We start from the raw sequence: 21,686 nt of genomic DNA, 5'->3' as shown, positions 1-21,686 counted from the left end.
ACTTACCTCTCTTTATTGGTTTTAAGACAGTTCCGACTTAATTAACCTAGCAAGAACGGATGGATTGACAGTATTGATTGGATGCTTAGTTGCCGGTACAATTGAAAATTTTGCTCCAGGAATGTGTGATGCTGCCAAACGAGATTCTTCCTCGCTGACCATATGGTCTTTCTCTCCTCGCTTGATTCCGATAGGAATCTCGATTGAGGAAAGGCTATCCTTGGTGAGTAGAGGCGACTCGCCCAATTCTATCATCATACCAGCGGTTTGTTCTACTAATGTTTTCCATCCCTTGCCATGAGCGGCCTGAAGCACAACCGTATACGCGGGTATTTTTTCGGCCATTACGTCTGGGTTCATTCTTGAGGTTTCATGATGGGCACTTTCCGGTGTCCATTCGAACTTTGTGCCAAGGGTCAATATTTTACCCAAGACTTCCTTATTGATAGTAGCCAGATAGAGGGCAACATAACCTCCCATGCTATATCCAAATACTGACGGTCGGACAAGTCCGTTTTTTTTAATGAAGTCCTCCAACTCCTGAGCAAATATTTCAATTCCGAAGCCATCAGCGGAAAAGGACTGTTGCCCATGGCCTGAAAAATTAAAGCTGAAGATTTCAAAGTTTGCGGATAATAACGGTACAATAGGATCGAAGTCTCCTTTGTAACCCAAGGCACCGTGAAGTAGAATTAGTTGTTTTTTCATGATTGGATTGCTTTTATCATTCTGTCCTTCCCCTGTAAGTCCTTTCTTAGTTCGATTTTTGAGTAGCCGAAAGAAGCCAGCAATTCAATCACTTGCTGCCCCAAGCTTTCATGAATTTCAAAAAACAAATGTCCACCTTTTCTAAGTGCATCAATGGATTTTTCAGCTATGACCTGATAAAAAATCAATGGAGTCTCATCCGCTACAAACAGAGCGATGTCAGGTTCATGGTCAAGAACGTTGATATGCATCTGATTACGATCGGCATTGGGAATGTAAGGTGGGTTGCTCACGATAATGTCGTATCGATTGGACTCTAAGGCTTCATTAAGAATATCCACCTGCAAGAAGCAGACATCAACTTCATTTTTCTTAGCGTTCTTTTCAGCCAAATCCAAAGCACCTGCAGATATGTCCATTGCGCTGCACTCGGCATTGGGTATCTCAGCCTTTAGAGAAATAGGTATACACCCTGTACCTGTTCCTATGTCCAAGATAGAAGGTGACGATATCTGATTCTCCCTAACAATCCAATCGACTAACTCCTCAGTCTCTGGTCTCGGAATTAGTGCATGCTGGTTGGTCAGAAATTTCCTCCCATAAAACTCAGTAAAGCCCACAATGTGTTGATAAGGAGTGCCATGGGTTAACCGCCTGAGATCATGTGTCAGAAGACTCTCATCAATTGAAAAAGGACTATTGATTGCTAACTTGATGCTATCTATGTGGAAGCGATCGGCCAGATAGTTTTTTGCAATAGCAGTAGATTCACGTTCGTCATACACCTCTGTCAGTGTGCTTTTTATGCGTACAAATATTTCCTTTGGTCTCACTAAGGGCATGCTACAAAATAAGTGAAATAATTAGTGGCTTTGGCTAACTTGCGACTCCAATGAGCGATCAGGATTCCTTCTTCATGCAACGCGCACTTGAACTAGCCGAATTAGGCAGGGGCAAGGTGAGTCCAAACCCCATGGTCGGATGCGTGATTGTTCATGAGGAACAGGTTATAGGGGAAGGATGGCACAGGAAATATGGTGAGGGGCATGCGGAGGTGAATGCAATAAATGATGTATCGAAACAATCGTTGCTTAAAGAGGCTACAGCCTATGTTACCTTAGAACCATGCGCCCATCATGGCAAAACTCCTCCTTGTGCTGATCTATTGGTAAGCAAAGGAGTGAAACGTGTGGTCGTTGGTGCTGTTGATAGCAATCCTCTGGTTGGAGGAAAGGGAATAGCACGTATGATCGATGCCGGTATAGATGTCAGTGATGGTCTTTTGGCCGAAGAATCCAGAGCTTTGAACCGCAGGTTTTTCACTTTTATTGAAAAGAAAAGACCCTATGTGATTTTGAAATGGGCACAGACTGCTGACGGTTTCGTGGCTCGAGAAAATTACGATTCTAAATGGATCAGCGGGGAGGCATCAAGAAATATGGTGCACCAATGGAGAGCAGAAGAAGATGCTATTATGGTAGGTACTCGAACAGCACAATATGATGATCCCCAGCTCAACGTCAGAAATTGGAATGGTGATGACCCCGTGAGAGTAGTGATTGATAAGAACCTGACACTCTCAAGCGAACTAAAGCTATTCGATGGTCAACAAAGAACACTGGTTTATAATGCACAAAAGAGTCAGTCCGCACACAATCTCGAGTATATTAATGTTGGGGAGGAGAATTACCTGACCTTTATTCTCAAAGACCTATACGATCGTAAAATTCAGTCTATTATCATAGAGGGAGGCAGTGCACTCTTGAGTTCATTCATTGAACAGGGACTCTGGGACGAAGCCAGAATCTTTACGGCTAATATGGAATTTGAGAAAGGAATTGCCGCTCCGATTGTTGAAGGTCAAATGCTGGATTCATTGCAGATAGGCAATGACAATTTGAGCATTTACTTAAATCCGGAACCATCTATTTTATAAAGTAGTTAGTAGAACTTATGGCTGAAGAATTATTCATTGAAGACAGCGCTACGAAGGCGGAAAGATATAAATCGTTGATCCCTCAAATTGAGGCATTGGTTACAGGAGAGACTGATTTAGTTGCCAACCTGGCCAATATTGCTTCTGCCTTGAAATTCGGCATGGGATATTTTTGGGTAGGGTTTTACATCGTAAAGAATGATGAATTAGTCTTAGGGCCATTTCAAGGGCCAATTGCATGCACTCGTATAGCAAAAGGTCGTGGTGTTTGTGGTACCACTTGGGCTGAAGGCAAAACTTTGGTTGTCCAAAATGTTGATGAGTTTCCAGGACATATTGCCTGCAGCTCGGATTCTAAGTCGGAGATTGTACTTCCAGCTTTTAAGAATTCAGAAGTAGCCCTAATTCTCGATGTAGACTCAGATCAATTGAATGATTTTGATGATGTGGATAGAGAATGCCTTGAAGGCCTGATGCGAATTATTGAGAACCTACTCTAGCGTTGCAATAACTGTTTCTCCGCCCTTGGTCTTTTGACCTTTTTGTACATTGATTTCAGTCCCGATTGGGAAGAATAAATCCACGCGTGATCCAAACTTTATAAAGCCGAACTCTTTTCCTTGGATCACACTCTGCTCCTCGTCAATATACCATTTGATCCTTCTGGCGGCAGCTCCTGCAATCTGTCTTACTAGAATTTCCACTCCTTTATGAATCTCATAAACAATGGTAGTCCGTTCATTCTCAGTGCTCGATTTTGGATGCCAAGCCACTAAGTATTTACCAGGGTGATATTTAAAATATTTGATCAGTCCTGTAACAGGGTTCCGATTCACATGAACGTTTAACGGTGACATAAATATTGACACCTGAATTCTTTCTTTACCTCCGAAATACTCATGTTCCTCTGTCGTTTCTATAACCACAATTTTACCATCAGCTGGAGCAAGAACATGCTTGTCATTGATTTCAATCTTTCTTCTTGGGTTGCGAAAAAATTGTAAGAAGAAAATAAAAATAAGAAGGCTGAACCCAGCTACAGCCAAGAATATATCTTCTTGGATCTCCAGTAAATAGAAGAGACCTAAGTTGAGGGCTGTAAGAACAAGAAAGAGTACCGTTAAAAGTACTCTTCCTTCTTTATGAATTTTAATCATCAATTTTCGATTAGAATCCTCCCCTGTATTTATAGGTTTCGGATACTTTGTCTATTGCAACAATGTAAGCCGCAATTCGCATAGGTACGTTATACTTTTGAGAGGCTTTGTAGACTTTGTCAAAGGCATCTTTCATAATCCTGTCAGATCTACGGTTCACTCTTTCACGAGTCCATTTGTAGCCTAATCTGTTTTGTACCCATTCAAAATATGATACTGTCACACCACCGGCATTCGCCAAAATATCTGGTGCTACCATAATTCCTTTTTCGTTGATAATTGCATCTGCTTCTGCAGACGTAGGGCCGTTGGCTCCTTCCACAATTAACTTTGCTTTTACATCATCGACATTACCAGAGTGAATTACGTCTTCGACAGCAGCAGGGACGAGTACGTCAACATCTAATATCAAAAGGTCTGCGGGATCAGACATCAATTCAGCCCCATCAAAACCTTCTAACGTACCGTTATTATTATTACGATATCCAATGGCCTTATTGATATCGATACCATTTTCATTGTAGTAAGCGCCCGAGATATCACTAATAGCAGCAATAGTACAGCCACGTTCTGCCATTAGCAGCGCGGCATAAGATCCCACGTTTCCAAACCCTTGTACAGCTATAGATGCATGGTAAGGGTTAATTTTTAATTTTTCCATAGCTGCTAAAGCAGAAACCATAACACCACGGCCTGTTGCTTCAACTCTACCGAGCGAACCTCCAAGTACCAATGGCTTACCGGTAACCACGGCATTAACAGTAGTACCCATAGAACGAGAGTACTCATCCATTAGCCAAGCCATTTCTCTGGGGCCAGTGCCCATGTCTGGTGCAGGAATATCGCGATCTGGGCCAAAAACACCAGTCATTGATTGGGTGTATGCCCTTGTCAATCGCTCAATTTCACCGGCAGACATCTCTCTAGGATTACATCTAATGCCACCTTTTGCACCGCCATATGGTATATCTACCACGGCACATTTCCAAGTCATCCAAGCAGCAAGTGCTTTTACCTCGTCAATGTTCACATCCATTGCGTAACGAACACCACCCTTGGAAGGCCCTAAAATATTAGAGTGAATCACACGGTGACCCTCAAATACCTTGATAGAACCATCGTCCATAGTGACGGGTAAGGAAACGGAAACTTGCTTAGATGGAGATTTTAAAACGTTGTAAACTTCTTCGTCTAGACCCAGTGCTTCTGTAGCGATATTGAATCTGGACATCATTGACTCGAAAGGATTTGCCTTGTCCTTAATCGGAGCCGGTTCAATGTAACCCATAGGGAGCTTAATATTGTTTTAAGACTGTGCCAAAATTAAGGAAATTTTAAGCGAATACATCCAAGAGGAAACAGCTTATTTTCTCCTTATATGACGAAGTGAATGTAGGTGGTTGCAAATGGTAATGCAAGAATGAGGCCGTCAAATCTATCTAGAAAGCCTCCATGGCCTGGAATTGTGCTTCCAGAGTCTTTAATCGCTAATGCTCTCTTGAATGCCGACTCAACTAAATCGCCTAGACTTCCAAATAGACTGATTACGATGGCAAGTCCTGTCCACTCTAGATAACTCATAGTACCAAAGAAATAGCAGAACGTCAGAGATACCCCAACAGCCAGTAGAAGCCCTCCAACGGAACCCTCCCATGTTTTCTTAGGGGAGACCTTCTCAAATAATTTTGTTTTACCGAAGGCTTTACCTGCAAAATAAGCACCCGTGTCATTTGCCCACTGGGCAAACAAAACACCTAAGATCAATTCGTATTGAAATTCCCCTGAAACGAAGGCGATTGGGATTGACAAGCAAAACGGCAAAGTGATGTAAAATATACCTAAGATGGAAAGTGCAAGGCAGTTGATAGCATGTCCTTGACCATGACGAATCAAAGGGTAGAGGAAGACTGTCGAAAAGAGAGCTGGAAGCATCCAGAAGGTATCATTTTCCAATTGATCCTGATAGTTGAGAAAAAGGAGGCCAAATAAAGCAATGCTGAATACCAAACCCCAAACCTCGTAAGGTTTGGTTCCACCTTTTCTCGCTAGCCCATAAAATTCCCTTAAGGTAAGTAGGGCTATGGTCAGCATCACCAAGGCAAATGTCCACGAACTAAATACAATTCCTGAGATGATAATGGCGACTCCGATGATTGCCGTTATGGCCCTGACGGCAAGGTTATTCATGGTTAAAATTAATTTCTTCCTCTATGATTTTAATGGCTCGCATGACAGAGTCTGGGTCTACCTTCACTTCAATATTACCGAACTTATAAGCGTGATCTTGTTTGTTAAAAACGATCGCCTTTAGACCCGCATTGATCAAAACATCTTTGACAATTTCCGTCTGATGAGGATTTGCACTTTGATATACAGTTTGCCAACTACTCAAGGGAATGTTTTGGTCGAAGATAGTAATTTCTGAAAAGGAACATGAAGGCGATAAACACTACTACACCAATGATCTGATAGGCTACAGGAACGGCCTCGGTTTCGTCTAAGTTCACATCTGATATCGTATATGACATGATCACTGCAATGCCATTATTAGCAATGTGTGAAATTATTGGATACCAAATATTGCCTGACCAAACGTACAGATACCCGAAAACTGCTCCTAGCAGCATCCGCGGAACTAAGCCATAGAATTGTAAGTGAATAGCTGCAAATATGAACGCAGATACCCAAATGGCAACATGAGCATTTTTGGTCAGCTTGTGCAAGCTGTTCTGAAGAACCCCTCTGAATAAAAGCTCTTCACCAATGCCCGGCAGTATGGCAATGACTAGGAAGCCAAAAAGGAACTGGGTGAAATTGTTGAATGTGGTAAATTTTTCAGTGGTTTCGGCTAACTGCTCCTCAAGGTTTCGAGCCCACTCTTCGAATCCAGATAAGAATTCAGGGAATTCAATATTGGCATTCCATTCTATAAAGTATGCGTTCACAAAGAGAAAGCTGAATGTTCCTATAATCGTAGCGAGGACTAATTTAGGGTCGAGCTTTGTTTCGTTGGAAATAGAGGATAGTGGCTGCTTCGCGATGAGCTTTAGATAAAACCAGGGAGTTAAGAAAGTGAATACAAGAGTATAGAGCATCTGAGTGGTAAGTACCTCACCCAAGCCCATATAATCGTATAAGACATTTGGGTCATCGGTCATTTCATCTATCCCCATTCCATTCGCCATGGCAAAAACAAATGAGGCAATAGCTCCTACAAACTGACCTATAAAAAAGCCTACGAATACTAAGCCCAGAATAATAAGAAAAGAAGATCTAGCTGATCTTCCGCCCGTGACATCTATACCTTTGTCAATTCTCGTCATAATGGCGTAAATTTACGCGAATTTTAGAATAGGGTTTGGTAAGAATAGGAAATATAGAGCTTGGAGACTTTCCGTTGTTGTTAGCACCAATGGAAGATGTGAGTGATCCACCGTTCAGAGCAGTGTGCAAAGAAAATGGTGCGGATTTGATGTACACGGAATTTATCTCTTCTGAAGGATTGATTCGTAATGCGGAGAAGAGTGTGCAAAAGTTGGATATCTATGACTATGAGAGACCTATAGGTATTCAGATCTTTGGTGATAAGATTGAGTCTATGCGCCAGGCGGCAGCCATCGCTGAAGCTGCTCAGCCAGAAATTGTTGACATTAACTATGGCTGTCCTGTCAAAAAAGTAGCTTGCAAAGGCGCTGGTGCCGGTATACTACTAGATATTCCCAAAATGCAGAAAATGACAGAGGAGATTGTCAAGCAAGTTTCTCTGCCGGTAACTGTAAAGACCCGTTTGGGTTGGGACGATAGCACCATACAGATAGTGGATGTCGCCAAAAGACTTCAAGATGTAGGTATACAAGCGCTTACCATCCACGGCAGAACCCGAAAGCAGATGTATAAGGGAGAGGCCGATTGGACTAAAATCGCTGAGGTAAAAAACCACCCTGATATTCATATTCCAATTTTCGGAAATGGTGATATTGATTCACCACAAAAGGCTCTGGATTATAAGAACAAATACGAAGTTGACGGTATCATGATTGGCCGGGCAGCTATTGGTTATCCTTGGATATTCAATGAGATAAAGCACTTCATGAAAACTGGAGAGATACTTGCTGCGCCCGATATGGCTGAACGTGTCAATGTTGCAACAAAACACTTGAAATTCTCATTAGAGTGGAAAGGAGATCGTCAGGGTATTTTTGAAATGAGAAGGCATTACACCAACTATTTTAGAGGTATTCCAAATTTCAAACCTTTTAGAACTAAGTTGGTGGAATCTGAGAATCCTGAAGAATTGTTCGATTTGCTTGAGGAGATTTCCGCTACCTTCGAAAACGCTTTCGAGATGGCCTAAAATTAGGCTCGGATTGTATTACAAAAATTCTACATTTGGGCTTTAGTATCAGCCCATGAAAAACACGAAAGTTCTTGCCTGGACCATTCTCATAATACTGGCATTGGTGTGGGGTACCTCATTTATTTTGATCAAAAGAGGGCTTGAAGTCTATAGTGCGGGCGAAGTAGGTGCCCTAAGAATACTAGCGGCTTGTGTGTTTTTGATGCCCCTGAGCTTACCCAAACTAAAGAAGCTTTCTTCTCGAAATCTCAAAATGCTCTTGGGTATAGGTATGCTCGGTAGCTTTTTTCCTGCATTTCTTTTTGCGCTGGGACAGACTAGACTTGATAGCGGTATTACAGGTGTTATGAATGGACTGACACCCATTTTTGTGTTGCTAATGGGGGCTACTATGTTCAAGCAAAAGTTTGAAAAGAGTAAATACATTGGTGTTGCCTTGGCTTTTATCGGTACAGCTATTCTTCTGACTGCGGGTGCTGGAGAGACAGGCTTTTCAGGATTTAATTATTACGCCATTTTTATAGTAATCGCTACTATGTGCTATGGGGCTAATTTGAACATCATCAAATACTATCTCGCAGACTTAAATGCAGTCGTCATCACAAGTGTTAGTATACTGTTAGTAGGACCCTTTGCTCTGATCTATTTATTGCTGGGGACTGACTTTTCTAACACTGTTACTACCGCACCAGGTGCCCTGGAGGCCCTAGGCTACATTAGCTTATTAGGTGTAATGAGTACAGCTATTGCTTTAATTCTATTTAATAGGTTAGTGCAAATCACCACCCCGATTTTTTCCAGCATGGTGACTTATTTGATTCCCATTGTTGCATTGACTTGGGGTATTTTGGATGGAGAGATATTGGCATCTGGTCAAATTGCGGGAATCGCGGCAATACTGGTGGGAGTATTTATAACCAATCGGAAAAAACTACCCAAGACTAGTCCAACTCAAAAGTAGCGACCAGCGGATAGTGATCAGATGGGTAAAGTTGCTTGCTCTTCCATTGGTCTATCTTGAATTTCTGAAGCTTGAGTTTTTGAGAATTGTCATAGAATATGTAATCGATTCGTGGACAATGGCTTCCCCCATTCCATCCATGAAAAGTACAGCCCTCTAACTCATCACCCTGATATGCATCGTTGAAAAATTCTTTGATTCGAACAATAATATCATCATCATATTCGGCATTGAAATCGCCTAAAAGGACAGTTGGTGTGGCAACCGTTTCGGTCATTAACGTTCTTAAGATCAACTCCACACTTCTGACCCGACTGTTATTAGATGACCGATCCAAATGTGTATTTAATATTTTGACCGTCTTTCCACTGGCTCTGTGCTGAAAAACCACTTGTGTACTAATTCGAGGTAAAGTGTTACCCCAACTTTTAGAGGCTGGCTTTTCAGGAGTGGTTGAAAGCCAAAATGTCTCGTGAGTAACAACCCGCCAAGTTTTCTTATTATAGAAAATCGCATTGGACTCACCTTCTTTGTCCCTCTCTGTCCTTGAACGATACACTACATCGAGTTGTGGAACTTCTTCAAGAATTTCATCGATTTGCAAGGGCAGGGCTTCTTGGGTGGCTATAATTCCCTCTTTGTATTTTTTGAAAATGTTGAAGACTCTATCTCTTCGGCTTTTCCATTTATTCTCGCCATCCCCAGGTGTTCCATAGCGAATGTTGAAGGAGACCAATTCAAAGGTTTCTTGTGCATAAGCCTTTGGGCTTAGCCAGAGTAGGCCAGCAATTAAACATGAAAACACAATGCGCACGCCCAAAAATGCAAAATAAAGGGGTCAAATTCAAAAGGGATGGTGGTGATTTTGACCCCCTTCGTGCAACCTGTTATCAATTTGTCTACTCTTTGATGAGAGTATTTTACCAACTCACCTTTTTACGGGTCAAAAGCCTGTTTAATATTATTATGTAACCAAGTTGATTTTTAAAAGTCTCTAGAAGAAACCTCATCATATCATGATTAAAAGTTATATCAAAGTTGCACTCCGAAACTTAAAAAAGCATAAGGGCTTTTCCATCATCAATATTCTTGGACTTTCGGTTGGGCTCACCTGCTGTATTCTCATTGGTGTTTACATCAATGAAGAGACGAGCTATGATCAATACCATGAAAACTCTGATGAGATTCATCGTTTTACTAGAGAGTTTATGAGTCAGGATGGCTCCACATCACTACATCTGTCTCGTTTGGCTCCTCCATTTAGCCATTTCTTAAGGGAATTTTATAAAGAGGAAATTGACAAAATTGGTCGTTTTGCTGTCTTTGGAGGGACAGCCAAGTATGGAGACAAGCTTTTCCAGGAGAACAATTTTGGGTTTGCCGACCCAGAGATTGTAGAAATACTCACTTTCGAGACCTTGCAAGGAGACTTGGTTGAAGCTCTGAAACAACCGGGTTCGATTATCATCTCCGATGAAATGGCCACGAAGTATTTCGGTTCTGAAGACCCAATAGGTAAAACAATCAACTACTCATCTCAGGCAGACCTTATGGTAAGGGGAGTTTACAAGAAGATGCCTAGAAATTCTTCATTTCAGATTGATATGATGGCTGATTTTTCACTGGTAGAGTCTTTCTATGGGGGGAAAGAGAATATGCTAAGAGCCTGGGGAAGCAACAATTTCACCACGCTTTATACGCTCACCGAGACGGGTAGAAATGAGGAAATTCTTAGAAGGATGGAAGAGTTTTTGATTGCTCACATTGGTGAGAATGCTCCTGGGTTTACCCGATTGCATACCCAAAAACTCACTGATATTCATTTGAAATCTAGCCTTTCAGATGAGCAAGGACAAAACAGCGACATCACCTACATCTATATTTTCATGTCCATTGCTGCATTGATTCTTACGATCGCATGTATCAACTATATGAATCTAGCTACGGCTCGTTCTGCCAACAGAGCGAAAGAGGTGGGCATGCGAAAAGTATTTGGTGCAGGAAAAGGAAGTCTGATGAATCAATTTTTGGTAGAATCAATAGTGCTTGTCTTTATAGCTGTGCTTATTTCTATTGTAGCCGCACTACTGATATTGCCATTCTTTAGAGATTTCACGGGTCTAGAATTGAAGTTTAACCTCTTGGCTAATTGGGATATTCTTCTGATTATTTTCTTTGCCGCAATAGGAGTTGGAATTCTAGCAGGTAGCTACCCTGCATTTTATTTATCAGCATTCAAACCCCTGGGAGTTCTAAAAGGGCGATTGAGTTCGGGAGCTAAAAGTGGAGTTTTGAGAAAACTACTGGTGGTAGTCCAGTTCTCTATTTCCGTCATTCTGATTATCTCAACTGTTGTAGTTTTTCAGCAATTGAATTTTATCCAGAACAAAAACTTGGGGTACGATAAGGATCAAATGATGATTCTTAACGTTAGCAGCCAAATAGGAAGCGATTATGAGACTTTTAAAAATGAATTGCTGAATATCTCCGGAGTTAAATCAACTGGTGGTTCGAGTAGAGTTCCTTCTGGTCAACTGCTAGACTCTCAAGGAGCCATGGCGGAGGTTGATGGTGAAATGACAGCAACACAAATTGTTATCAAAGTATTGAGTGTCGACCCGGACTTTATACCAAACTATCAGATGGAAATGGCTGGAGGAAGAAACTTTTCCAAGGATTTTGCCACTGATTCTGCCAGCTTTGTATTAAACGAAAGATCCGTTCAAGTCATTGGATGGGAAAATGCTCAAGATGCCGTTGGAAAGAACATGGTGTATGCAGGAGTAAGAGGTAAAGTCATTGGTGTAGTCAAGGATTTTCACTTTGAGTCACTACAAAGCGAGATTGTTCCAATAATTTTAGTTAACAGGCCGAACAGCATGCGGGCATTATCCATTAAGATTGAAGGGAGTGGACTTAGGGAGACAGTTGAAAAAGTCGAGGCTTTGTACGCCAAGTTTTCCCCCGATACACCAATTGCTTATAACTTTCTAGACGATCGATTTGCTAACGTTTATCAGTCAGAAACGCAACGTAGTCAATTGTTTACCATTTTTTCCGGTTTGGCTATTTTCTTGGCTTGTTTAGGGCTGTTTGGTTTGGCCTCTTTTACAGTTGCTCAAAGAGGAAAGGAGATTAGTATAAGAAAGGTCCTTGGAGCATCTATACAGCAAATTGTTACGACACTGAGTCGTGAATTCGTTCTTTTGGTGACTTTGGCTTTGATCATTTCAGTGCCAGTGGCTTGGTATTTTATGAATGATTGGTTAGACGGATATGCTTACAGAATAAACCTCAGTATACTACCTTTTGTGATTGCAGGCGGAATTGCCTTGTTCATTGCCGTTATGACGATTGGTATGCAAACAGTTAAAGCAGCTTTTGCAAATCCTTCAGATCGTTTGAGGGATGAGTAGTCTTATTTGCCTTTTCTAGCGGCTCGGTTGATCATTTCGAAACCAAGCCCCATGGCAATGCCAACACCAATGCCAATGGCGATGTTATCCATGGCTACCCCGATGCCAATACCGATAGCGATTCCGGTTCCGATACTACCAAACCCTTTTCGCCTTGGGTAGTAGTCTTCCTCGTTGTTTTCTTCCTGATCTGCCATTAGTAATGACAAGTTAGGAAATAGATATTTATCCGCTTACCGCTGCCTTAATTCTTTTTAGTTGAATTAAGTGTCGATGTGCGTGAGCTACAATAAACCGATAGGCGTCACCGAGCCTGAGTTTTACCAGGGGACCAATAGCTGTATTTACCTTCACACGATTAAGGTTAAAGCTTCGAGACTTTTCCATAAGCCTCAAGTATTCTTTATGCTGAGAGAAAAATTCTTCAATGGTTTCCTGTGGATTGAGCGAATGATCAGGGTTCATAGTTTTCATGGTTTTCATGTTGTTTTTAACCTTACCATTCTCTTTTGGTGCAATCATTTTTACAAACATGTCCCCCTTCCAATGGGATTTATAATCTACCGAAGGCGTACTGTGATTCCCTGATTCCAGTGCACTGTGAGTATTATTATTATAAACTCCTACCGCAATTGACATATGCTTTAGACACTGCAGCATACTCCATTTTCCTTCTCCTTCTTGACAATTTAGTGTTGTTTCGTCCAGCCCTTCTATCGTCACTCTTACTTCGTCAAGGATGTACTGTAAATCCTTCTGACATGAATCGATATGTTTTGATGCTTCTAAGACCATTTTTCTTTGTTTATGATACAAAGTACAGCAAGTAGTTTGACACCGAAGTTGATCTGTATCAAGAAATCACTTCATGGTCTTTTTTCTCATTCTAGAAAAAGTTTCTGGCGTCATGCCTAAGTACGAAGCGAGGTGTTTTTGAGGTATCATTTGCAATACATGCGGACTTTGCTTCATCAAGCGATTAAACCGCTCCTCTGCTGAGTCTCCTAGTATGCTTTTGGTAAAAATGCCGAAGCCTACCAGTACTTGTTGGTAAAATAGGCGGAGCCATCTTTCCATTGAACGATGCTCGTCCAATTGCTGCATCAACTTTTTGTATTCAATTTTTAAGCCCACAGATGGGCTAATGGTTTCCAAAGTCCAGGTACTTGGCTGCTGAGAGATGAATGAGTCATACACTCCGCTGTATTCTCCATCGTAGGAAAACCCAATATTATATTCTACTCCATTTTTAAGAAAAAAGCCTCGCATAAGGCCTTTGTGGACATAGTAAAAGTAGCGTTCGGTCTGGCCAAATCCGGTAATGGCCTCTTGCTTGTCAAAAGAGAAGGGCTTCCAAGATGCCGACAGGACTTCGAATTCCTCATCAGTTAGAGTGATATACTTTTCAAAAGAAGCTTTAAGACCTGCAATCTTGTCGTCCATTCTTGAAAATACTGATTGCCATTTTAAATGGGAATCATTTTGACCAGATTATATCTACCAAAGAGTTTTAGAGCTGATTCAAAAGAAAAATAGCTTGATTGCAAAGGCAAAAGCAGTAAGCATTACAAAGTATCGAATCCATTGATCATTGACTCTTGTACTCCATCGACTCGTTAACCAGCCACCAAGGGCACTACCAACGGCCAATGCAATACCTAGCTCCCAATCGATCAGGTCATTGTAAATGAATACACCCAAAGATGCCAGTGTATAAATGGGCACAACAATGACTTTAGTGACGTTGGTTTTGAGCAGAGAAAATCGGTTAATAAAGGTAAGTGCAGCCATGATTAAATAACCCACGCCAGCTTGCAAAAATCCGCCATAGATTCCGATAATGAAGAAGGCAATCACTCCAAAAACTTTCGCTTTTGGATCTACTCTTTCTGCTTCGTTAGAAGAGATCTTCGTGCCAAATAGCATGTAGGCTACCACCAGAATAATGACAGATGCCAAAATTCTATTAAAGGTTTCTCCTTTAATGTCCACTGCTATCAGAGAGCCAATGATGGCTCCGCAAAAAGCAGCAATTCCTAGCCAAATGCTATACTTGTCAATTTTACTTCCCTTGCTCTGAAAGCCCTTTATAGCAAAGATTCCATTAAAGAAAATGCCAATGCGATTGGTAGCATTAGCTACGTTTGGGGGAAGCCCCATAAAAATCAAGACCGGTAGGGTAAGCAATGAGCCACCTCCTGCCAATGTATTAATTACCCCAGCTAAAAGGCCAATTACAAAAAGGATAAGGATGTTTAAGAGGTCCAAGTACTAATCCTCCCAACGCCAGTCACCACCAATTTTCAACTTCAACTTGAGACCATTTCCTTCTAAGAATGCCTTTGTTTCCGCATCGTTTAGTTTTCGCGCAGGTAACGTATCTGTATCAGCTAAGGCATAAAGCATCATAGAAGAGAACCTCACATTATTTCTGATGTGCTCTTCATTCACAAGATCGAAGTCATCACAATCAGAGTGATAGCATCCATAAATAGAACGATCTAAATTCGAGTTTGGTGATGTGTATGGTACCCCTTGAATCATAAATGATTGATGATCACTATGCAGCCCTGCAGAGTTACTGTTTTGATTGGTGAAGGCAACTGAATCAATTGCTTTGATGTGTTCACCAACCTTGTCAAAGAATCCATCTGCTCCCTTTTGTCCGCCAGCGTTGAATCCTCTAGGATTACCAGACATGTCCTGATTCATCACATACTTGATATTATCGATGGAACCATCCTTCAGTGCTGCATCTACATAGGCTCTGGAGCCGAGTAAACCTTGCTCTTCACCCATAAACATGATGAATTCAATGGTTCTTTTGGGTTTTAGGTTTAAGGCTTTGAAAGTTCTTGCCATGTCCAGTACGGCAAACGAACCGATTCCATTGTCGATAGCTCCTGTGGCCAAATCCCAAGAATCTAAATGTCCTCCGACAATGATTTTTTCATCAGATAATTCAGAGCCTTTAATAGTCGCGATCACATTTCTCGCTTTAATCTGATCAGAAGTATTAGTCATTGTGATCTTGGCTCTTTTCTTCGACTTTTTGAGTATTTCTTTCAAGGCTAGGCCATCTTCCTTGCCGATACAAACGGCAGGAATATCTATAAGCCCTCCAGTTACAGAGGCGGTTCCCGTTAATAAGACACCGCCATCTACTTGATTAATAATAATAATGCCCTTTGCCCCATTGTCTGTCGCCAAGGCCGTCTTTTCCGAACGGTGCAGGTTGGAGGTGCCCTCAGGAGAGCCCGGCAGTATTCCAATGTAGACCAAAGCAATTTTACCCTCGACAGCTCCGGGTTTTGCAGCGTAGTCAGCTTCTAAACCATTACCCATGTCTACTATTTCCAAGTCAACATCGGCCGAAACAGGTGAATGCGCCAGACTCACTGCTGAGTACACTTCGTAATTCCTTTTGTTCAGATTGCCGATTTGAACTTCTACATCGCCTCGCATCCACGTCTCCACTTCAAAAGGGAAATATTTAACATCAAGTCCGTATGACTTCAATAGATCATAGGTATACTCTTCGGCCTTTGCTCCATTTTCTGAACCAGTGAGCCTATGTCCAATGGTAGAAGTCGCTTCGCCTAAGGTGGCATATGCCTTTGAGTTGGCTAGCACTTCGGAATTGATTTTTTGAAAAGTCTCGTCAAGGGTCTCTTTAGGAGTACAATTAAAAAGTAGTAGAGATGAAATCAGGGGGAGTAAAAATATTTTCTTCATAATCTTGTTTAAGGAGCATGAAGATAAAAATAAAAAAGCAGCGACTAAGCTGCTTTTATGTGGATAGTTCTGTATGCCCTAATGAGTATCATTTACCCTCAAAGTAAGAAACCCTGAAATGATCATTGAAACACCTCCGGTTACCAGGATCATAATGGTTTCTCCTCCAAAAAAGGTGTTCAAAATAAAGCCAAGGAGTGAGGCAGCTACAATCTGAGGGATGACAATAAAGAAGTTGAATACGCCCATGTAGTATCCCATTTTGTCCGATGGTAGAGCACCAGATAAGATGGCGTAGGGTACCGAGAGTATACTGGCCCACGCAATTCCCACTCCAATCATACTAACCCAAAGTAGTTGTGGATCCGAAATAAAATACATTGAAATCAGTCCCAAGCCTCCCAAACAAAGTGCAATCAGGTGAGTGAACCTTCTACTCGTTTTACGGGCAATAAATGGAATAAAGATGGCAGCTATCGCTGCAATGCCATTATAGCCTCCAAAGAGATTACTTACCATATCTGCCCCTTCATTATAGGCAGCGGACGTTGTATCCGAAGAGCCATAAATATGAGAGGTGACTGCTGGTGTACAGTAAATCCACATAGAAAAAAGAGCAAACCATGAGAAGAACTGCACAACAGCCAGCTGAATCATGGTCTTGGGCATGGTATTAAAGTCCTTAACAATATGAACAAGCGCCATTGCAGTTTTCCGAGCCTTGACCAGTCGTCCACCGATTAGATGAATAATGCCGAAAAAGGCGAAGCCGCCTCCTAACACGTGAAGCTGAGGGTCAATTTCCGCATTGTAAACGAAAGCTGAGAATGCAATTCCGATCACAGTAAGAATCAAACCTACTCTCATAAACTTGCTACTGAAGAATGGTTCTTCTGAAGCTTCCATAGCTGGGGCATCATGATTTTCATCGGGCTCAGGCGGATATTCTTTGGTTGTGAAAACTGTCCAGAGCACGGTGATTAGGTACATAATAGCACCGACATAAAAAGCGTACTTAACCGATGGCGGGATCTCACCATCGGGAGCAGTGTTTGGAATATTGAGCCAATTGGTAAATATCCAAGGCATAAAAGAAGCTACAAGTGCACCGATACCGATGAAGAAACTCTGCATGGCAAAACCTGAGGTTCGTTGTTCGTCAGGCAACAAGTCACCAACAAAGGCCCTAAAGGGTTCCATTGTGATATTGATGGAAGCATCCATTATCCAAAGCACGCCAACAGCCATCCAAAGGGTAGGAGAGTTAGGCATGAGCAATAGTGCTATAGTTGCTAAAACCGCACCTATGGCAAAATAAGGCCTCCTTCGACCCCAGCGCATGCTCCAGGTTCTGTCAGAATAATAGCCGATAATTGGCTGCATTATGAGTCCCGTGACAGGGGCGGCTAACCAATAAATGGCGAGATTTTTAGTGTCTGCACCAAGGGTTTCAAAGATTCGGGATGTGTTTGCATTTTGAAGGGCAAATCCCATTTGAATACCCAGAAATCCGAAACTCATGTTCCAGATTTGGGCAAAACTGAGGCGAGGCTTTTTTGTCATAGCAATTACTTCATAAAGACTTTATAGCGATAGGGGGCAATCACTTGATTTTTACTCACAGTGAATACGCCACCTCCAAAGACTCTCTGCATAGCCAGATAATCCTGATCTATTTCAAATTCTAATTTTTCGTTTGTCAGATTAATCAAAACAATGACCATACGATCGTCTTTAACGCGTTTGAAGGCAAGTACCTTATCGTCCGCGCTTGTCTCTATCCATTCCAGACTTCCCCCAAAATCTCCATTCCATAAGGCAGGGTTTGCTTCTTTAATTGAGAAGAGGGTTTGGTAGAGGAGGCTAAAAGTGTAACCTCCAGACCAGTCGATAGGATCTTTTTCGAAGAATTCTATTTGCTTCTTATTGTTGGCTTCCTGGCCGGAATAGACCAGCGGCATACCGTAAGTGGTAGCTGCAAATACAAACCAAGCTTCCTGACTTGGTCCGAAGAATTCATCGGCCGTTCCGTTCCAACTGTTCTCATCATGATTGGTGATGATATTCATCTTATAATACCCCTTCGGGTATCTCAGGAAATCTCTGTTGTACATGTCTTTAATGGCCTGTGGGTTTTCTTCCCCAGAGGCCACTTTTCTCATTAAATGCATCAGTTCCCAAGAGTAAGACATGTCAAAGGCATCCATGTGAAGTTCGGTCTCTTCTCCCTCGGCCAACATGAAAACAGGTTTAATGGCATCAAGTTCTTCTCGGACATTGTCCCAAAAATCGGTCGGTACCATGCCCGCGACATCACATCGATACCCATCGATATCGAATTCAGCCACCCAGTATTTGAGGGCATCGGTCATTGCCGATCTTAGTTCTTGGTTGTCGTAATTGAGATCGATTACATCTTCCCAATCGGCCACTGGCGGCATAAAGTTGCCAGCCTCATCCTTATTATAGAATTCTGGATTAGACTCGGTCCAAATATGGTCCCATGCCGTATGATTGGCTACCCAGTCGATCAGCACTTTCATACCATTGTCATGAGCAGTTTTTACAAGGTTTCTAAAGTCTTCTTCCGTACCAAATTCAGGGTTAATGCCTTTATAATCCTTCACTGCATAATAGCTTCCCTTTGTTCCCTTTCTATTCTTTTCACCTATTGGGTGAATGGGCATAAGCCAAAGAATATCGATTCCCATCTTCTGCAATCTTGGGATGTCTTTGGTGAAGGCTTTGAAGGTTCCCTCCTGTGTGTGCTGCCTTATATTGACCTCGTAAATGACCGCATCTTTACTCCAGTCAGGATGTTTGACATTAGAAGTTACTGCTACGGATTCTTCCTTTGTTTCGGTGCCTTCTCCACATGCTGTCAGTATCAAAGCTGCCAAAGCAATAGTCCAATACTTTTTCATCTTGATCAATTTTAGCTCCATTCGATTTCAATTTCTGAATCAATCAATTCTGTTTCTATAAATTTAATATCTGAGATAAGGTAGTTCTTCTTGTCTCTTTGCGGAAGTGGATCAAACTCTGTCACCGGTTCGATAAGCCTGATGTCTTCTGTAGATATGTTGGTGTCTTGTCCGTTGATTTTAAAGTCAGTTGCCTCAAAACCGTGGAGGTAGATTTTTAAGTTTTTAAAAGCGCTCTTAAAGCTTCCTTCTTTCTCGGAAAGCGTAATCTGTCTTGCATTGCCGTCAAAAACAATCTCTCTTCTATAGAAGTCTTCATGTTCAAAGTCGAAGGTTTCGCCATCATCTTCAAAGTACTGTTGGGAAGTCTTAACCTGACCATGATAGATATGAAGTTTCATCTCTCCATCGTGTGTCTCATGGGTGTTTTGAACCACACTTTGCAATGGAATGATGGCTCCTTCTTTGGCATATACAGGTAGGTCTTCCATACTGGTTTCTATCACAAGGTGCTGACTGCCTTTGACTCTTTCATCGGTGAAGAATCTATACCAGTTGCCTTCTGGAATATAAATTTTAGAATACTGTTGCTGGCTGGTTGTTGGGCATACCAATAACCAATCTCCCAATGTGAATTCATCTTGCGCATTGCCATGATAAATTTCAGGATCATTGGTATAGTCAACCGCCAGTGATTTGTTAATTGGTGTGCCGTTTTGATACGCTCTGTAAAACAGAGAATACAAGTAAGGCATCATTTTATAGCGTAGGTTGATGTAATTTCTAGATATCTCTTCAACTTCTTCGCCATAGGCCCATGGTTCAGAATCTCTTACATTGACCATACTGTGTACCCTAAAGAATGGTGCGAAAGTGGCGACTGCCAACCACCTTGCAAACAACTGTGGGCTGCTTTCTTCCACAAACCCGCCAATGTCATATCCTGCGACTGGCACACCCGCCATACCCAGACTATTGACTAGGCGGACGCCTAAAAGCATATGATCATCACCCGCTACATTGTCTCCCGTCCACACAGCTGAATATCGTTGCACACCAGAAAATCCCGAACGTGTTAATGTGAATGGACGCTTGTTGCCAATCTGTTTTCTTGCACCTTCATAAGTGGCCCTCACCATTTGGAAGCCATAAACGTTTCGAGCTTTCTTGTGGGTTACCTGTTGACCTTCATAGTCGAATTCAACCATGTCTGGAATGTCTTGCCCCCAACAGGCCGGCTCGTTCATGTCGTTCCAAAAGCCTTCCAGACCTAGATCGGTATAGAATTTTAATTCATCGGCCCACCAGTCTCTTCCTTTCTTATCAGTAAAGTCTGTGAAATGGCTATTTCCAGGCCAAACACTTGCCTCATAGGCCGAACCATCGGGATACTTGACAAAGACGTCTTTTTCGATTCCCCTATCATAGGTGCCATAACCTTTCTTAGTGGCAATCCCCGGATCAAGAATCACAACAACTTTAAAGCCTTGTGATGTGAGTTTGTCTATGAGCGCTTTAGGATTAGGGAACCTTTCCTTGTCAAAAGTAAAGGCCATGTAATCCTTCATATAATGGATGTCTAGATAAATGACATCGGCAGGAATCTTCTTTTCGCGGAAGGTATCTGCAATGTTGTACACCTCATGATCCGGATAATAACTGTAACGGCATTGCTGAAAACCCAAACTCCACTTTGGCGGCATTTGAATCGTTCCCGTTAGTTTGGCATACTGTTGAATAACATCATTTACAGTATCGCCTTGGATAAAGTAGTAGTTCAAATCACCTGCTGAGGCACTGAAATAACTAAAGCGGTCATTGTTGGATGTGCCGAAGTTGAAATGACTCTTGTAGGTGTTATCAAGAAAAATGCCGTATGGTTTTCCCTCTCTTACCCCAATGAAAAACGGTGTGCTTACGTAAAGTGGGTCAGTATCGTTGTTGAAGCCGAAGGCATCTGAATTCCAATTATCGTAAGAAGAACCTCTACGGTTTAAACCACCACTTTTTTCGCCCATACCGAGGAATATTTCATCCTGAGCGAGCGACTTGTAGTTGGTAACCTCTTCACCGAGCCAACTGATTCCAAAGGTCGGATCGTCTTCGTTTAGTAAGTCACCATTGCAATTATAGAAACTAAGCCTGAATGGCGACTTCGAGACTCTCATCTCAAGGCTGTCTGTGGTTAAAACAATGTCCTGTTGATTCTCCGATACATCAGCAACAATGTCTTCAGGCTTCATCACCACTGAAAAGGGATATTGATCGAAGGTGTCATATTTGGAAACCTGTACCCTCATAATGCTATGATTGTAAGGAGTCAATCTAAAATTGCGATTGTCAGCGCGTCCTTCTATGGTATTATTATGCTCACTAAAGGATGAAATAGGGCCGACTGATTCGTTTCTGAAATTCATGAAATAGTCAATTGTTTGCGTTGACTGCTGGTTAAAAAGCCTTCTATATTAGCTAAAAAACGGGAGTCTAGGTAG

General features: G+C 41.9%; 21 protein-coding genes. 5 read left to right on the top strand and 16 right to left on the bottom strand.

Features of this window, described 5'->3' with window-relative positions; translation table 11 throughout:
* Positions 1-21: 21 nt before the first annotated feature.
* The gene (locus tag J4E76_RS12920) at positions 22-708 is read right to left on the bottom strand and encodes an alpha/beta fold hydrolase (RefSeq protein WP_208504789.1); all 687 of its coding nucleotides are present in this window, start codon (positions 706-708) and stop codon (positions 22-24) included.
* Positions 705-1,550, bottom strand: a complete 846-nt coding sequence (gene prmC / locus J4E76_RS12915) for a peptide chain release factor N(5)-glutamine methyltransferase (RefSeq protein ID WP_208504787.1) — start codon at positions 1,548-1,550, stop codon at positions 705-707. Before prmC ends, J4E76_RS12920 begins: the two co-directional genes overlap by 4 nt.
* 50 nt (positions 1,551-1,600) lie before the next feature.
* On the opposite strand from prmC, the gene ribD reads away from it, so the two are divergent.
* Together ribD and J4E76_RS12905 are read left to right on the top strand one after the other, a co-directional pair.
* Entirely contained in the window at positions 1,601-2,644 is a 1,044-nt protein-coding gene (ribD, locus tag J4E76_RS12910; protein ID WP_236017445.1) for a bifunctional diaminohydroxyphosphoribosylaminopyrimidine deaminase/5-amino-6-(5-phosphoribosylamino)uracil reductase RibD, read from the top strand.
* Between the two features lie 17 nt (positions 2,645-2,661).
* On the top strand, positions 2,662-3,144 hold the full coding sequence (locus J4E76_RS12905; protein ID WP_208504785.1) for a GAF domain-containing protein: 483 nt from the start codon (positions 2,662-2,664) through the stop codon (positions 3,142-3,144).
* Here J4E76_RS12905 and J4E76_RS12900 read toward each other — a convergent pair.
* From J4E76_RS12900 to J4E76_RS12880, 5 genes are all read right to left on the bottom strand, one after another.
* Positions 3,136-3,798 (bottom strand): phosphatidylserine decarboxylase family protein, encoded by a 663-nt coding sequence (locus J4E76_RS12900; protein WP_208505060.1) that lies wholly within the window; start codon positions 3,796-3,798, stop codon positions 3,136-3,138. The two genes, J4E76_RS12905 and J4E76_RS12900, sit on opposite strands and share 9 nt — an antisense overlap.
* Before the next feature lie 13 nt (positions 3,799-3,811).
* A complete protein-coding gene (locus J4E76_RS12895; RefSeq protein WP_208504783.1) occupies positions 3,812-5,089 on the bottom strand; it encodes a Glu/Leu/Phe/Val dehydrogenase in 1,278 nt (425 codons plus the stop codon).
* Between the two features lie 86 nt (positions 5,090-5,175).
* A complete protein-coding gene (locus J4E76_RS12890; protein WP_208504781.1) occupies positions 5,176-5,988 on the bottom strand; it encodes a phosphatidate cytidylyltransferase in 813 nt (270 codons plus the stop codon).
* The gene (locus tag J4E76_RS12885; RefSeq protein ID WP_208504779.1) at positions 5,981-6,193 is read right to left on the bottom strand and encodes a DUF2007 domain-containing protein; all 213 of its coding nucleotides are present in this window, start codon (positions 6,191-6,193) and stop codon (positions 5,981-5,983) included. Before J4E76_RS12885 ends, J4E76_RS12890 begins: the two co-directional genes overlap by 8 nt.
* Positions 6,186-7,124, bottom strand: a complete 939-nt coding sequence (locus J4E76_RS12880; RefSeq protein ID WP_208504777.1) for a CPBP family intramembrane glutamic endopeptidase — start codon at positions 7,122-7,124, stop codon at positions 6,186-6,188. The genes J4E76_RS12885 and J4E76_RS12880 overlap by 8 nt, the downstream gene beginning before the upstream one ends.
* Positions 7,125-7,159: 35 nt before the next feature.
* Between J4E76_RS12880 and dusB the strand changes: the two genes are divergently transcribed.
* Together dusB and J4E76_RS12870 are read left to right on the top strand one after the other, a co-directional pair.
* A complete protein-coding gene (gene dusB, locus J4E76_RS12875) occupies positions 7,160-8,155 on the top strand; it encodes a tRNA dihydrouridine synthase DusB (protein ID WP_208504776.1) in 996 nt (331 codons plus the stop codon).
* A 55-nt stretch (positions 8,156-8,210) separates the two neighbouring features.
* Positions 8,211-9,119, top strand: coding sequence for a DMT family transporter (locus J4E76_RS12870; protein ID WP_208504774.1), 909 nt, complete (start codon positions 8,211-8,213; stop codon positions 9,117-9,119).
* Here J4E76_RS12870 and J4E76_RS12865 read toward each other — a convergent pair.
* Positions 9,100-9,933: an endonuclease/exonuclease/phosphatase family protein gene (locus J4E76_RS12865; RefSeq protein WP_370592808.1), complete on the bottom strand. Its 834-nt coding sequence runs from the start codon at positions 9,931-9,933 to the stop codon at positions 9,100-9,102. The genes J4E76_RS12870 and J4E76_RS12865 overlap by 20 nt on opposite strands.
* 202 nt (positions 9,934-10,135) lie before the next feature.
* Between J4E76_RS12865 and J4E76_RS12860 the strand changes: the two genes are divergently transcribed.
* Positions 10,136-12,535: an ABC transporter permease gene (locus tag J4E76_RS12860; RefSeq protein ID WP_208504771.1), complete on the top strand. Its 2,400-nt coding sequence runs from the start codon at positions 10,136-10,138 to the stop codon at positions 12,533-12,535.
* Between the two features lie 2 nt (positions 12,536-12,537).
* Here the strand turns inward: J4E76_RS12860 and J4E76_RS12855 are convergent, their stop codons facing one another.
* The 8 genes from J4E76_RS12855 to J4E76_RS12820 all read right to left on the bottom strand — a co-directional run bounded on the left by J4E76_RS12855 (position 12,538) and on the right by J4E76_RS12820 (position 21,611).
* Positions 12,538-12,732, bottom strand: coding sequence for a hypothetical protein (locus tag J4E76_RS12855; RefSeq protein ID WP_208505087.1), 195 nt, complete (start codon positions 12,730-12,732; stop codon positions 12,538-12,540).
* Positions 12,733-12,760: 28 nt separating this feature from the next.
* On the bottom strand, positions 12,761-13,330 hold the full coding sequence (locus J4E76_RS12850) for a DinB family protein (protein ID WP_208504769.1): 570 nt from the start codon (positions 13,328-13,330) through the stop codon (positions 12,761-12,763).
* Positions 13,331-13,396: 66 nt separating this feature from the next.
* Positions 13,397-13,978 carry a Crp/Fnr family transcriptional regulator gene (locus J4E76_RS12845; protein WP_208504767.1) on the bottom strand — a complete coding sequence of 194 codons (582 nt, stop codon included), beginning with the start codon at positions 13,976-13,978 and terminating at the stop codon, positions 13,397-13,399.
* A gap of 78 nt (positions 13,979-14,056) precedes the next feature.
* Positions 14,057-14,803 (bottom strand): sulfite exporter TauE/SafE family protein, encoded by a 747-nt coding sequence (locus J4E76_RS12840; RefSeq protein ID WP_208504765.1) that lies wholly within the window; start codon positions 14,801-14,803, stop codon positions 14,057-14,059.
* A gap of 3 nt (positions 14,804-14,806) precedes the next feature.
* Entirely contained in the window at positions 14,807-16,270 is a 1,464-nt protein-coding gene (locus J4E76_RS12835; protein ID WP_208504763.1) for a M20/M25/M40 family metallo-hydrolase, read from the bottom strand.
* Positions 16,271-16,348: 78 nt separating this feature from the next.
* Positions 16,349-17,791, bottom strand: a complete 1,443-nt coding sequence (locus J4E76_RS12830; RefSeq protein WP_208504761.1) for an MFS transporter — start codon at positions 17,789-17,791, stop codon at positions 16,349-16,351.
* A 47-nt stretch (positions 17,792-17,838) separates the two neighbouring features.
* Positions 17,839-19,194 carry an alpha-amylase family glycosyl hydrolase gene (locus tag J4E76_RS12825; protein ID WP_208504759.1) on the bottom strand — a complete coding sequence of 452 codons (1,356 nt, stop codon included), beginning with the start codon at positions 19,192-19,194 and terminating at the stop codon, positions 17,839-17,841.
* Between the two features lie 11 nt (positions 19,195-19,205).
* The gene (locus J4E76_RS12820; RefSeq protein ID WP_208504757.1) at positions 19,206-21,611 is read right to left on the bottom strand and encodes a glycoside hydrolase family 31 protein; all 2,406 of its coding nucleotides are present in this window, start codon (positions 21,609-21,611) and stop codon (positions 19,206-19,208) included.
* Between the last annotated feature and the right edge of the window lie 75 nt (positions 21,612-21,686).

The sequence above is a fragment of the Roseivirga sp. E12 genome, assembly GCF_017592825.1.
GTDB lineage: Bacteria > Bacteroidota > Bacteroidia > Cytophagales > Cyclobacteriaceae > Roseivirga.
Note: the sequence above shows the minus strand (reverse complement) of the source record. Positions and strands in the feature narration are given on the sequence as shown.